The organism is Kribbella sp. NPDC051936, assembly GCF_040680955.1.
GTDB lineage: Bacteria > Actinomycetota > Actinomycetes > Propionibacteriales > Kribbellaceae > Kribbella.
This window is the reverse complement of sequence record NZ_JBFAXS010000004.1, coordinates 297222-310341: the sequence shown is the minus strand read 5'-3', so window position 1 is coordinate 310341 and position 13120 is coordinate 297222. Positions and strand designations below refer to the sequence as shown.

Genomic DNA, 13120 nt, shown 5'->3' with positions numbered 1-13120 from the left:
CGCTTCAGGCCTCCACCTTCGACTCGATCGGCTCGTCCAGGTCCTTGCGCTGCCCCAGCTTCTCCAGCCAGCCGATCAGCACCTCGTGCACCTCGTCGGAGCCTACGGGAGGCTCGGCCAGCGCCCAGCGACTCGGGTGCACCAGCACCGCCTCGGTCTGCCAGCCGCCGATCCCGCCGTGGCACCCGACCAGCTCCTCGAAGGCCGCCACCTCGTGGGTGTAGTCGTCGAGCCGGCTGACCACCACCAGGTCGCCGTTGTGCGGCATCTCCGCCTGCCGGAGCATCGACGCGGCGGCGAGGACGCCGTACCGCGTCAGCGGGTCCTCGCCCTCGACGCGACCGGATCGCAGGACCCGGACCCCGGCGCTGCCGATCGCCACCGGTCCCTCGGCCAGCGAGTCGACCACGACGAACCCGATGCCCGGATGGGTCGCGAGACCCGGGATCAGCTTCGGGTGCAGCAGCTCGATCTCCTCCAGCGGCACCCGGCCGGGCGTCGTCGCGAGGTAGATCAGCGCGAGGTTGCCGGACGAGGTCACCACCATCTGCTCGTCGGCGGCGAGCTGCGGCTCGCAGTCCTTCGGGCCGAGCTCCACCTCGCCGGTCTTCACGTGCAGCGCCCGCCGGGTCACGGAGCCGGCGACGCTGCGGCGCATGCTCAGCTCGGTGAGGAACGCGTTGACCGGGCCCCACCCCTCCGACTTGCCGACCGCCTGGACCGGCTCCTTGGTGGTGTCGACCAGGTCGTCGACCACTTCGGCGAGGGTCCGGCCGTACCGCTGCAGGAATGTCGAGCCCTGGCTCTGGCCGTGGTCCGACAGCACGACGATCTCGTACGAGTGCGGGAGGGTGTCGATGATCCGCTGCAGCGCGCCGAGCACCCGGTCCAGGCCCTCGAGCGTCTGCAGCGATTCGGCGCGGGTCGGGCCGGCGTGGTGCGCCACCTCGTCGTAGTCGACGAAATCGCAGTAGATCACCGGGGTGCCCTTCACCAGCTCGTCGGTGATCAGCGAGACGTTCAGGTCGCGGAGCAGCACGTTGGTCACGGCCCGCAGGAAGATGTACCCACCGCCGCGCTTCACCCGCGGGACCAGGTGCCGGACCCGCTGCCGGCGGGCCTGGTGCAGTTCCTTGATCATCTCCGCCACACACAGCACGAGGCCGCGGGCGGCGCCCTGCGGACTGGAGAAGAACCGGACGTACCCGCGGCTGCGGCTGTTCGGCAGGCCGGCGCGACTGAACACGAGCTCGCACTTGTCCGCGTCGCCGGACCAGTTGTTGCTGATGCTGACGCCGCCGTCGGCGAGCAGGCCGCGCCCGGTGGACATCCGGGCCTCGATCTCCGCCGCGTCCCGGCCGCGGTTGGTGACCATCACCCGGCCGGTCTCCTTCTCGTACCACCGGAACGCCGGGATGTGCCGGGACCCGCCGTGCAGGATCCCGGCCTGGCTGGCCGGCGTGGTGGCCGGTACGCCGGTGTGCCAGGCGAGCATCGAGTGCCTGCCGTCCCGGATCCAGCCGCCGAGGTTCGGCAGGTTGCCGGCCAGGACCATCCAGTTCAGCAGCGGCGCGGACAGGCCGTCGATCTGGACGATCAGCATCCCGGTCCGCGGCGCGGGCTCGATCCGCCGGGCGCGCCGGTGCACGACCCGCATCACCTCCGCCACGTACGCGTCGTCACTGCCCGCGTACGCGACCCAGCCGACGAAGGCGCTCACCGTCGACATCACGATGGCAACCAGCAGCGGCGCCTCGACGCCGCCGTGCAGGTCGACGCCGGGATCCGCGGTGATGCCGAGGTAGACGACCGCGAACTGTGACAGCAGGCCGCCGACCAGGACGCCGATCGACCCGATCAGCACCGCGACCCCGGCCAGCACCCAGCGCATCAGCACCGAGAAGACCGCCATCAGGACGACCAGCCGGAGGATCGGCAGCCGGCCGTCGCTGCTGATCTGCGGCAGCAGCCAGAACGTGATCACCAGCGAGATCAGGGACAGCAGGCCGCCGACGAGCATCGCCTGCAGGCCACGGCCGGTCCGGCGCAGGTCCAGCCACACCGGACGCCCGCGCCGGGCCTTGGACACCTGTTCTGGTGGTTTCGCCATCGCCTGCTTCCCCGTAGTGCTCTGTGCAGTACGAGACTACGGGGTCGCGGCGACAGCTTTACTGCACCTCGAGGTAGTCGACCTCCGTGTACAGGGTGCCCTTGGTCAGCCGGATCGTGTTCCAGCCGGCCTTCAGCGTGACGGAGACCGAGCTCTGCTGCCAGTTGTCCCAGCCGGTGACGGGGTAGCTGACCGATCCCGCATTGTTGCCGTTGACAACGAGGCCGTGGCTGGCGGTGGACGCGGAACCGTTGGCGTACCCGACATGGAGCGTGTAACTGCCCGCGACCGGCGCGAACACCGAGTTCTCCACCCAGGAGTCGGCGTAGTCGATGTACGCGACGACCTTCCCGTCCGAGGCGCCGGCCGCGTTCGACCGGACGACGCAGTGGTTCAGCGTCCCGCGCTCCGCCTCGTACCGGACCCGGCTGCCGCGCACCACCGGGTAGTCGTTGGCGTACCCGATGTCAGCGACGTACAGGTGCCGGCCGCCGTTCACCCACCCGTGGACGAACACCTTGCCCCCGACGACGTCGGCGCCACCCGGACCGCAGACGTGGTTGTCGAACGTCGCGGTCGTCATCAAGGGCCGGTACGCGGTCGTCCACGGGCCGCTCAGCGTCTTGGAGGTCGCGTACGACGTGAGGTAGTTGCAGTCGTTGTACCCGCCGCCGGAGAAGAACAGCACGTACTGGCTGCCGCGCTGCACGAGGTCGGGCGCCTCGATGACGCCGCTCGACGTGAGCATCGCGGTGTTGCCGCCGACGAGAGTCTTGCCGTTGTCCGTCGTCCGGGTCAGCCAGAGCGTCGACGGCTGACCGATCGCGTTGCCGTCGTTCTTCCAGACCAGGTAGCGGGTGCCGTCGTTGGCGACGAACGTGTTCGCGTCGATCGCGCCGCCGAGGTTGAGCGGACAGATCAACGGCGCCGTGCCGACGGGCTGGAACGGGCCGAGCGGATTCGTGGCGGTGGCGACGCCGATGCACTGCCGTCCGGAGGCCTTGTGCCAGGCGGTGTAGGTGAGCGTGTAGGTCCCGTCGGAGTTCGGGTAGACGTCCGGTGCCCAGGTGCGGCCAGGCTGGGCCCAGGCGCTCGACGGGCCGCCGGGCATCGCGTCGCCGCGGACCGTCCACGGCCCGTTGGCGCTCGGCGCGGTCGCGACCGGGAGGGTGCCGCGGCTGCCGTTGGTCGCGTACGCGTACCAGGTGCCGTTCTGCTCGAAGAGGTCCGGGTCGGGGAAGTTCTCGCCGATGATCTCGCTCGGGAAGACGGCCGCCGTGGTGGCGGCGTGGACCGTGGGCGAGAGAACGGCGGTCAGGCTGAAGACAGCGAGCAACGCTGCCAGAAGTCGTTTCATGGGTGACTCCTCAGGTGGGGCGGTTACCTGTGGAGCCAACTTTTACATCGATTCACCTGAAACGCGAGGCCTCAATCGCTGGACCCGAAGGAACCTTGGGTGGAGACTCCCGCTAGTTGGTTTCCGCCTGGTTTGAGGGAGTGCCTCGTGAGTCGTTTACCGAGAGGGATGATCGCCGCGGTCGCGGCGGTCGCAGCAGCGGTGGGTGGCGTCGTCACCCAGTCCGTCGCGGCGCCTACCGCAGTACAAGCGACTGCATTACAGCAGCAGCTCGACGGTCTGCTGAACGACAGCCGGTACGACGGTTCGCAGGTCGCGCTCGTGGTCCGCGACGCGGCCACCGGCGAGACGCTGTACGACCGCAACGGCGGCCAGCGGATGCTGCCCGCGTCGAACACCAAGCTGTTCAGCTCGACGGCCGCGATGCACGTGCTCGGCCCGTCGTACCGCTTCCACACCGACGTCCTCGCCACCGCACCCGTCCGCGGTGGACAACTGCTCGGCAATCTCTACCTGAAGGGGTACGGCGACCCGACCGCGCTCGAGTCCGACTACGCCGGCCTGGCCCAGCAGCTCAAGGCGGCCGGTGTCCGGCGGGTGTACGGCGACCTGATCGCGGACGACACGTACTTCGACCACGTCCGGCTCGGTGACAGCTGGGCCTGGGACGACGAGCCGTTCTACTACAACGCCCAGATCTCCGCGCTCACGCTCGCGCCGAACACGGACTACGACTCCGGTACGGCGATCGTCGAGAGCCGCCCCGGCGCCGCCGCGGGTGCGCCGGTGAAGCTGAACCTGGTCCCTGCGAACGGCGCGATCACGCTCGTCAACACCGCCACGACCGGCGCGGCCGGCTCGTCGAACACGCTCACGATCGAGCGTGACCACGGCACGAACGTCGTGCGGGTGACCGGCTCGCTGCCGCTCGACGCGTCGGTCGGCCAGGAGTGGGTGACGGTCTGGGAGCCGGAGCTGTACGCCGCCGACGTGTTCCGGCGCGCGCTGGCCGCCCAGGGCATCACGGTGAGCGGCCGGATCAAGAACGCGGCGACCCCGGCGACCGCGGCGCGGTTGGCACGCGACGAGTCGATGACCGTCGGCGAACTGATGACGCCGTTCCTCAAGCTGTCGAACAACATGCACGCCGAGACCCTGGTCAAGGCGATGGGCGCGGTCGTCGACGCCGAGGGCAGCTGGCCGACCGGGCTGGGCGTCATCACCGACTACGCCAAGAGCATCGGCGTCGACACCAGCCGGATCCGCCTGTCCGACGGCTCCGGGCTGTCCCGCAAGGTGAACGTGACCGCCGACGCGATCACCGATGTCCTGATCGGCGCCCAGCGAGAGCCGTGGTGGCAGCAGTGGTACGACGCCCTGCCGATCGCCGGCAACCCGGACCGGTTCGTCGGCGGCACGCTGCGCAGCCGGATGCGGAACACTCCGGCCGCCAACAACCTGCACGGCAAGACCGGCTCGCTCACGGGCGTCACGTCGCTGTCCGGATACGTGACGAACAAGGACGGGCGCAAGCTGGTGTTCTCGATGATCAGCAACAACTACCTGGTCAGCCCGCGCTCGATCGAGGACGCCGTCGGCGTCACGCTCGCCTCCTGGTCCGACCAGGCGCCGCCGGCCGCGACGTCGAGCCTGCGCACCGCGCAGACCACGTGTGAGCTGGAGTGGGACAAGGCCTGCTAATTGAGTTGGCCAGTACGGCGGTCGTTCATCACCATGTGTGAATGACCGCCGTACTCCCATCGTCGTACACCGTCCGCCCGCCGTCGAAGGAGGACGCGCAGGCGGTCCTGGACCTGGTGTCGGCCTACAACACCTCGGTCGTCGGCTTCGCCGACTACACCCTCGAGGACGCCGAGGACGAACTCACCGAACCCGGCTTCGCCCCGGAGACCGACGGCTGGCTGGTCTTCGACGGCGACCGCCTCGTGGGCTACGGCTCGATCTTCGGCAAAGGTGACCACAGCCAGCTCGACCTGGACGTGGTGACCGCGGACCTGACCGTCGAGACGTACCTCCTGCAGAACGTCCTGAGGCGTACGGAGGAGTTCGCCCGGGCCGACGGGCACGCCTCCGTCCAGCTGGACGCAGTGAACTACCGCGCCGACACCGCCCGCGCGGAACGCCTCGCGAACCACGGATTCCAGTCCGGTACGACGTTCCACCGGATGCGCATCGACCACGACGGACCAGTCCCGGTGCCGGACGTTCCCGAGGGCATCACGGTGCGCCGCGGCGCCCCCGACGAAGCCACCCGACGCGCGGCACACGACGTACTGAACGCGAGCTTCGAGGGCCAGTTCGGCTTCTCACCGCGCTCGTTCGAGGAATGGCATGCGGCGCAGGAGAATCACTCCGCGTTCGACTGGTCGCAACTGACCTTGCTGGAGCTCGACGGCGAGACGGTGGCGCTGCGGCTGTCCAACGACCAGTTCGTCGAGGACGAGAACTGCGGCTACGTCGGCCGCCTCGGCGTCCTCGAGAAGGCTCGCGGCAAAGGGCTGGCGAAGTTCCTGCTGCGCGACCAGTTCGCGCTCGACGCGGCGGCCGGACGAACCGGCACGATCCTGCATGTCGACACCAACAACCCGACCCCGGCGCTCGGCGTGTACCTGTCCGTCGGCATGCAGCCGGTGCTGGTGATGGAGGTCTGGCGGCGCGAGGTGAGCGTGTGAACCTCCCCGCCGGTCACACCGTGCGCCCGATGCGGCAGGAGGACGCCGCAGTGATCGCCGAGCGGTCCGGCGCCTACACGTCGGCACTGCTCGGCTTTCCGAAACACAGTCCTGAGGACGTCGCGAACTACCTGCGGGATCCAGGGATCGATCCCGCGACGGACGGTTGGATGGTGGCTGGGCCGGCCGGCGAGTTCGCCGGTTCGGCCACCGCGGTCGCGATCACCGGCGGCACGCACGTGAATGTCGACATCCTGAGCGAGGACCCGGCGGTCCTCGACTGGCTCCTGCAACAGGTCGAGCGCCGGGCCACGGAGGTCGGCTCGCAGACCGGTCGCGAGGTCGTGGTGCGTGTGGGCGTCATCCGTCAGGACGAGCGACTCGCCGCGGCGGTCGCCGCGCACGGGTTTGCCATCAGTACGTCGACGCACCGGATGCGGATCACCTTCGACGGCCCGGTCCCGCCACCCGCCGTACCGGACGGCGTCGTCGTACGGCGGGGTGCTCCGGACGAGGCGAGCCGCCGGGCGGCGCACGCCGTACTGATGGAGGCGTTCGCGACACAGCCCGGGACGCAGCCGCGGCCGTTCGAGGAGTGGGCCGCGTCGCGGGAGAGCCGGTCGACGTTCGACTGGTCGCAGGTGACGATCGCCAAGGTCGACGGGCTGGCCGCCGGGATGACCGAGTGCAACGACAATTTCGTCAGCACCGACAACTGCGGGTACGTCGGGCGGCTCGGTGTCGTGCCGTCCGCGCGCGGCCGCGGGCTGGCCAAGTTCCTGCTGCGGAACGCCTTCGCGATCGACGCCGCCGCCGGACGCCGCGGCACGATCCTGCACGTCGACGCCGGCAACCCGACGCCGGCCGTCGCCCTCTACACCGGCGCCGGCATGCGCGCGGACCTGATCAGCGACATCTGGAGCAAGACCGTCCGCGCCTGACTCCCTGCCAGCTCGACAGGGCGTATACGCCCACTGCCGCCAGGTCCCCGCCTGAGCGCCCCGGCGATCCGGTCCGATCAGCCGACACCTCCTGTCGAGCTGGCGAGGTCTTGCCGATCCGAGATCTGAGAGATTACTCTCGAAACATGTCTCTCAGGAATCCGTACGGCGATTTCGAGATCACCGACCCGCAGGCGATGCGTGCGTTGGCGCATCCGGTCCGGCTCGCCGCGCTCAGCTATCTGCAGAAGCACGGGCCGGCGACGGCCACCCAGCTGTCCGAGCACGTCGGCGCCTCCCCCTCGGTGACCAGCTGGCACCTGCGGCACCTGGCCGAGTTCGGCCTGGTGGTCGACGTACCGCCGCCGAGCGGGACGGACCGCAGGCAGCGCTGGTGGGACGCGGCCGCCCGCGGCTTCCGGTACGAGATGCCGGACACCCCGGAAGGCACCGAGGCCGGCCGCCTGCTGCGGACCGAGATGATGAACCAGGTGCTCGAAGCGGCCCAGCAGTGGCTGGTCGAGACCGAGCCGAACCTGGACCCCGAGTGGAGCCGGCTGGCCGGATCCGCCAACACGCTGCTGATGCTCACGCTCGCCGAGGCCGAGGCGATCGAGAGCGCGATCGAAGAACTGCTGGCTCCCTACGTCCAGCGCCGCGACGCCGGCGACGTACCGGACGATGCCCGCCCGGTCCGGCACCTGCGCATCTCCTTGCCGGAGGCACCATGAAGACCCTGCCCGCCACCAGCCTGTGGCGCGTCCAGCGGTTCCGGACATTCTGGTCAGCCCAGACGGTCTCCGAGTTCGGCGACCGGATCACCGAGCTCGCCCTGCCGCTGATCGCGGTGACGCTGCTCGACGCCTCCCCCAGCCAGGTCGGGTTCCTGACCGCGGCGGTGTGGCTGCCGAACATCGCGTCCCTGTTCATCGGCACCTGGGTCGACCACCGCCGGGACAAGCGGCCGCTGATGATCGCGGCGGACCTGGCCCGGACGGTCCTGCTGCTGACCCTGCCGGTCGCGTACTGGCTGGATCTGCTGGGCCTCGGCCAGTTGTATGTGATCGCGATCCTGGCCGGGACGGCGCATGTCCTGTTCAACACGGCGTACGCGTCGTTCTTCGTCCGGCTCGTCGACCGCGACCAGTACCTGGAGGCGAACAGCAAGCTGTCCGCGACGCGGTCGATCTCGTTCATGGGCGGACCGGCCGTGGGTGGTCTGCTGGTGCAGTGGCTGACCGCGCCGGTCGCGATCGTCGTCGACGCGCTGACCTTCGTGTTCTCGGCCGTCCAGATCAGCCGGCTCAAGGTCGAGCCGGGGGCCTCGGAGGAGTCCAGCGAACCGCTGCTGCGCCGGGCCGGTGCGGGAATGCGGTACGTGCTCAAGCACCCGTACCTCAGCCGCAGCCTGGGCTGCGCCACCACGGTGAACTTCTTCAACCTGATGAGCATGGCGCTGCTGGTGCTCTTCGCGAGCCGGAACCTCGGCCTTTCGGCGGGCGTCATCGGTGTCGCGTTCGGCGTCGGTGCGACCGGCGGGCTGCTGGGCGCCGTCACCGCATCCCCGTTGAGCAAACGGTTCGGCGCGGGGCCGGTGATCGCGGTCGGTGCGGTCGTGTTCCCCGGCTCGATCGCGATCGCCGCGCTCGCCGGCGGGCCGACGTGGACCAAGGCCGTCGCGCTGGCGGTCGCCGAGTTCGTCGGGGCGTTCGCGGTGATGTGCTTCGACGTACCGCTGAACTCGTTGCAGGCCGCGGTCGTCCACGACCACATGCGCAGCCGCGTCGCGGGAGCGTTCAGCAGCATCAACTACGGCATCAGGCCGCTCGGCGCGGTCGTCGGAGGGTTCCTCGGCACCTGGATCGGTGTCCGCGAAACCCTCCTCGTCTCCGCCGCCGGCGGCCTGCTCGCCATTCTGTGGCTGATCGGCTCACCGATCATCCGCACCCGTTCACTGGACGGTCTCGAACCACCCAGCCTCTAAAGGTCTTCCGCCACGTCCACCTTGGCGACGGTCTTGCGGAGCGGGACCTCCTTGATGAACACGACCGCGACCAGGCTGACCACGGCGCAGGCCGCGGCGATCAGGAAGATCCGCCCTGTCGCGTCGCCGTACGCGTGCCGGACCAGTTCGGCCAGCTGCGGCGGCAGGTGGTTGACGTCCAGCAGACTCGTACCGCTTCCGCCCTCCTGCAGCTTGCGCGCGGCCTCGGCGCCGTTCGGGCCGGCCAGGACACCGGCGACGATCAGGTCCTTCACCCGGGCCGCGAGCACCGCGCCGAGCGCCGAGACGCCGACCGCACCGCCCAGGCTGCGGAAGAACGCGACGGTCGCGGAGGACGCGCCGATCTGCGTGACGTCGACGGTGTTCTGGACCGCGAGCACCAGGTTCTGCATCGTCATACCGGTCCCGAGGCCGAGCGCCAGCATGCCGAGCCCGACCAGCCAGTACGGCGTGGCGTGGTCGATCGTGCCGAGGATCAGCAGACCGCCGAGCAGCAGGATCCCGCCGGACACCAGGTACCGCTTCCACTTGCCGTAGCGGGTGATCAGCTGGCCGGATCCCGCCGATCCGACGAACGAACCGAGCATCATCGGGATCGTCAGCAGGCCGGCCTCGGTCGGGCTGTAGCCGCGGGCGATCTGGAAGTACTGCCCGAGGAACAGCGCGCTGCCGAACATCGCGACACCGACCGCGAGGCTGGCGACGATCGCCAGCGCCGTGGTGCGCTCCCGGACGACCTTCAGCGGAACCAGCGGCTCGGCCACCCGGTTCTCTACCACGACAGCAAGGAAGCCGACCAGCAGCGTGCCGCCGACGAACAGCGCGGACTGCCAGGACATCCAGGCGAAGTCCGTGCCCGCGAACGTGACCCACAGCAGCGGCAGGCTGGCCGCGATGCTGATCAGCACCGCGCCGAGGTAGTCGATGCGGACCTCACGCTTGAGCACCGGCAGGTGCAGGTACTTCTGCAGGATCACCAGGCTGACCACGGCCAGCGGGACGCAGACGTAGAAACACCAGCGCCAGCCCAGCCACGACGTGTCCACGATGACACCGCCGATCAGCGGGCCGCTGACGGTCGCGACCGCCATCACGGCACCCATGTACCCGGAGTACCGGCCGCGCGACCGGGGCGGGATCGCGGCGCCGATGATGGCCTGGGCCAGCGCCATCAGACCACCCATCGCCAGACCCTGCAGCACGCGGGCGCCGATCAGGAACGGCACGTTGTGGGACAGGCCGGCCAGCGCCGACCCGATCACGAAGACCGAGATCGCCACCTGGACGAGCAGTTTCTTGCTCATCAGGTCGGCGAGCTTGCCCCAGATCGGGGTGGACACGGTGGTGGCCAGCAGGCTCGCCGTGAGCACCCAGGTGTACTGCGTCTGGGAGCCCTCGAGGTCGGCGATGATCGTCGGCAGGGCGTTGCTGACGATCGTCGAGCTCAGCATCGCCGTGAACAGCGCGGCGAGCAGGCCGATCAGGATCTCGAGGATCTCCTTGTGGGTGAGTTCCGGCGCAGCGGGCGTTTGCTGCTGCCGGGTCTCGGTGACAGTCATCAGTCTCCAGTCTTGGGGTTTCGCCTCACGACCTTGTTGGCCTCGGTGATCGCGAACGCGACCCGCTGCATGGTGGCAGCGGCCGCGATGAGCGCGTCGTCGTCGAGGTCCGCCAAGGCGGTTCTCAGTTGCCGGGTGTAGGAGGAGTAGAGCGCTTCGAGCTGGGCCTTGCCGTGCGGCGACAGGCTGACCAGCCCGACCCGCGCGTCGGCGGGGTCCGGCCGACGGCTCACCAGTCCGTCGGCCTCCAGCGCGGTCAGCTGCCGGCTCACCACCGACGCGTCGACACCGAGCTTCCCGGCGATCTCTCCGCCGCGCTGCTCACCGTCCTTCATCAGCACCTTGAGCACACTCGCGTCCGACCGGCGCAGACCGCCGTCGTTCGCCAGATGCCGATGCTCGATACACCGCACGGCGCGCACCAGAGAACTGACCCCTTCGAGCAGTTCCTGAGCCGCCGCATCCCGCTCTACCCCCGGGACAAGGGGTTGCTGAGCTAGTTGCATAACCCAACTATATACCCAATTGGTTGGTTTCCACAACCATATGCACACCCTGTGGACAAAGCATCGCACTCAGTGACACTGGGCCAACCCCATGCGCTCGACGGTGGCTACGCCACCGCCAGGCCGGGGAGGATTTCACCCCCGAATCGGGTTAGCAATCCTCCCCAGCTCGCTCGCCTGCGCGGGCCCGCAAGCAGGCTCAGGCTGCCGGCGAGTCCGAGCCATGTGCGGGGTACAGCTCGACAGGAGGTGTCCGCCGGCCGGGTAGTGCACCTGAGCGTGATTGGGGCCCGAGCGTACAGCGTCTCGCGGTGCACTACCTGTCGAGCTGTCCGTCTGCGCCGGGCGCCAGCACGCGCGCGGGGCGCGCGAGGGGTGGGTCAGCCGAGGTCGGTGTTGAGGCGGGTTAGGAGGCGGCCGAGGTCGGCCAGGTCGGTGGGGTTCCAGCGGTCGAGGATGGCGCGGAACTCGGTTTGGCGTTGGGTGCGCATGGCTTCGTAGCGTTCGGCGCCGGTGGCGGTGAGGCGGAGCAGGCGGGCGCGGCCGTCGTCCGGGTCGCCGACGCGTTCGATCAGGCCGAGGCTCTCGAGCTGGGTGATGCCGCGGCTGACGGTCGACTTGTCGAGGCCTAGGACCTGCGCGACGTCGGACGCGCGGACGCCGGCTCCGCTGCCGGTGCCGAGCTCGATCTGCGAGATCAGGGCGTACCCGGCGGCGTCCATCTCGGGGTGCACGCGGCGAGCCAGCCGGAGCGACGCGGAGCGCGACCGGCGGAACAACGCGGACAACTCCAGTTCGATCGCAGCAACCAACACCTCCGACCGCTCCCCCGCCATATCCTCCCGCAGCACCTGCTCACGCGGTTCCTGGTCCCCCGGCATCTTCTTGCCCCGGACCTTCTCGCCTGGCACCTGCTCACCCGGCACCTTCGCGCCCGCCACCTGTTCGCCCAGCCCCTGTTCCCCAGCCGCGTTCACGCCCTGCACCTGCTCAACCGACGCCCGCTCGCCCGGCGCGTGCTTCTCCGGCGCGTGCTTCTCCGGCGCCTGCTCAACCGGCGCCTGGCCGACGGGCGCCTGCTCGCGCGACGCCGGCTTCCCCAGCGTCTGCTTGGCTGGTGTTTGGTGGGGGTTTGGGTGGTTGGTCTGCATGGTCAGCGGACCACGATTCCGGCGTCGCGGAGGGCATTCTTGACGTCGGCGATGCGGAAGTCGCCGAAGTGGAAGACGCTGGCGGCGAGGACGGCGTCGGCGCCGGCCTGGACTGCTGGTGGGAAGTGGTCCGGGGCGCCGGCTCCGCCGCTGGCGATCAGGGGGACGTCGACGACCGCGCGGACTGCCTTGATCAGCTCCAGGTCGAAGCCCTGTTTCGTCCCGTCGGCGTCCATGGAGTTGAGCAGGATCTCGCCGGCGCCCAGTTCGCAGCCGCGCTGCGCCCACTCGATCGCGTCCAGGCCGGCCGACGTCCGGCCGCCGTGCGTGGTGACCTCGAAGCCGCTCGGCTGGTCGGCGGACCGCCGTACGTCGAGGGACAGGACGAGGACCTGGTTGCCGAAGCGGTGTGCGATCTCGCGGATCACGTCGGGTCGCGCGATCGCGCCGGTGTTGATGCCGACCTTGTCCGCGCCGGCCCGCAGCAGCCGGTCCACGTCGGTCGCCTCGCGCACGCCGCCGCCGACGGTCAGCGGGATGAACACCTGCTCGGCGGTCCGCCGGACCACGTCGTACGTCGTCTCGCGCGATCCCGACGACGCGGTGATGTCGAGGAAGGTGAGCTCGTCGGCGCCCTCCGCGTCGTACACCTGCGCCATCTCGACCGGATCTCCGGCGTCGCGCAGATCGGCGAAGTTGACGCCCTTGACCACCCGGCCGGCGTCGACGTCGAGACAGGGAATGACCCGCACAGCAAGACTCACGCGGCCAAGCGTACCGAGCCGCATGTCTCGGCCA

General features: G+C 69.7%; 11 protein-coding genes. 5 read left to right on the top strand and 6 right to left on the bottom strand.

Annotated features, from left to right (window positions below):
* Nucleotides 1–4: 4 nt before the first annotated feature.
* Both AB0L64_RS15440 and AB0L64_RS15435 read right to left on the bottom strand, forming a co-directional pair.
* Nucleotides 5–2110, bottom strand: a complete 2106-nt coding sequence (locus tag AB0L64_RS15440; RefSeq protein WP_363710768.1) for an alkaline phosphatase family protein — start codon at nucleotides 2108–2110, stop codon at nucleotides 5–7.
* 58 nt (nucleotides 2111–2168) lie between these two features.
* On the bottom strand, nucleotides 2169–3467 hold the full coding sequence (locus tag AB0L64_RS15435) for a family 43 glycosylhydrolase (RefSeq protein WP_363710767.1): 1299 nt from the start codon (nucleotides 3465–3467) through the stop codon (nucleotides 2169–2171).
* A gap of 147 nt (nucleotides 3468–3614) precedes the next feature.
* On the opposite strand from AB0L64_RS15435, the gene dacB reads away from it, so the two are divergent.
* The 5 genes from dacB (at nucleotide 3615) to AB0L64_RS15410 (ending at nucleotide 9085) form a co-directional block, all read left to right on the top strand.
* Complete coding sequence (dacB, locus tag AB0L64_RS15430) at nucleotides 3615–5168, top strand: D-alanyl-D-alanine carboxypeptidase/D-alanyl-D-alanine-endopeptidase (RefSeq protein ID WP_363710766.1); 1554 nt, start codon at nucleotides 3615–3617, stop codon at nucleotides 5166–5168.
* 41 nt (nucleotides 5169–5209) lie between these two features.
* Nucleotides 5210–6160, top strand: coding sequence for a GNAT family N-acetyltransferase (locus tag AB0L64_RS15425; RefSeq protein WP_363710765.1), 951 nt, complete (start codon nucleotides 5210–5212; stop codon nucleotides 6158–6160).
* 29 nt (nucleotides 6161–6189) lie between these two features.
* A complete protein-coding gene (locus AB0L64_RS15420) occupies nucleotides 6190–7101 on the top strand; it encodes a GNAT family N-acetyltransferase (protein WP_363710764.1) in 912 nt (303 codons plus the stop codon).
* 146 nt (nucleotides 7102–7247) lie between these two features.
* Nucleotides 7248–7832, top strand: coding sequence for a helix-turn-helix domain-containing protein (locus AB0L64_RS15415; RefSeq protein ID WP_363710763.1), 585 nt, complete (start codon nucleotides 7248–7250; stop codon nucleotides 7830–7832).
* Nucleotides 7829–9085, top strand: coding sequence for an MFS transporter (locus tag AB0L64_RS15410; protein ID WP_363710762.1), 1257 nt, complete (start codon nucleotides 7829–7831; stop codon nucleotides 9083–9085). The genes AB0L64_RS15415 and AB0L64_RS15410 overlap by 4 nt, the downstream gene beginning before the upstream one ends.
* Here AB0L64_RS15410 and AB0L64_RS15405 read toward each other — a convergent pair.
* From AB0L64_RS15405 to hisF, 4 genes are all read right to left on the bottom strand, one after another.
* Nucleotides 9082–10665, bottom strand: coding sequence for an MFS transporter (locus AB0L64_RS15405; protein ID WP_363710761.1), 1584 nt, complete (start codon nucleotides 10663–10665; stop codon nucleotides 9082–9084). The genes AB0L64_RS15410 and AB0L64_RS15405 overlap by 4 nt on opposite strands.
* The gene (locus AB0L64_RS15400) at nucleotides 10665–11087 is read right to left on the bottom strand and encodes a MarR family winged helix-turn-helix transcriptional regulator (protein ID WP_363710760.1); all 423 of its coding nucleotides are present in this window, start codon (nucleotides 11085–11087) and stop codon (nucleotides 10665–10667) included. Before AB0L64_RS15400 ends, AB0L64_RS15405 begins: the two co-directional genes overlap by 1 nt.
* 464 nt (nucleotides 11088–11551) lie before the next feature.
* A complete protein-coding gene (locus AB0L64_RS15395) occupies nucleotides 11552–12322 on the bottom strand; it encodes a MarR family transcriptional regulator (protein ID WP_363710759.1) in 771 nt (256 codons plus the stop codon).
* Nucleotides 12323–12324: 2 nt separating this feature from the next.
* Nucleotides 12325–13086 carry an imidazole glycerol phosphate synthase subunit HisF gene (gene hisF, locus AB0L64_RS15390; RefSeq protein ID WP_363710758.1) on the bottom strand — a complete coding sequence of 254 codons (762 nt, stop codon included), beginning with the start codon at nucleotides 13084–13086 and terminating at the stop codon, nucleotides 12325–12327.
* Nucleotides 13087–13120: the final 34 nt, after the last annotated feature.

Coding starts and splice junctions, on each gene's coding strand:
- AB0L64_RS15415 (WP_363710763.1), top strand. CDS start 7,248: ATGTCTCTCAGGAATCCGTACGGCGATTTCGAGATCACCGACCCGCAG.
- AB0L64_RS15410 (WP_363710762.1), top strand. CDS start 7,829: ATGAAGACCCTGCCCGCCACCAGCCTGTGGCGCGTCCAGCGGTTCCGG.
- AB0L64_RS15420 (WP_363710764.1), top strand. CDS start 6,190: ATGCGGCAGGAGGACGCCGCAGTGATCGCCGAGCGGTCCGGCGCCTAC.
- AB0L64_RS15435 (WP_363710767.1), bottom strand. CDS start 3,467: ATGAAACGACTTCTGGCAGCGTTGCTCGCTGTCTTCAGCCTGACCGCC.
- AB0L64_RS15405 (WP_363710761.1), bottom strand. CDS start 10,665: ATGACTGTCACCGAGACCCGGCAGCAGCAAACGCCCGCTGCGCCGGAA.
- AB0L64_RS15440 (WP_363710768.1), bottom strand. CDS start 2,110: ATGGCGAAACCACCAGAACAGGTGTCCAAGGCCCGGCGCGGGCGTCCG.
- AB0L64_RS15425 (WP_363710765.1), top strand. CDS start 5,210: ATGACCGCCGTACTCCCATCGTCGTACACCGTCCGCCCGCCGTCGAAG.
- AB0L64_RS15395 (WP_363710759.1), bottom strand. CDS start 12,322: ATGCAGACCAACCACCCAAACCCCCACCAAACACCAGCCAAGCAGACG.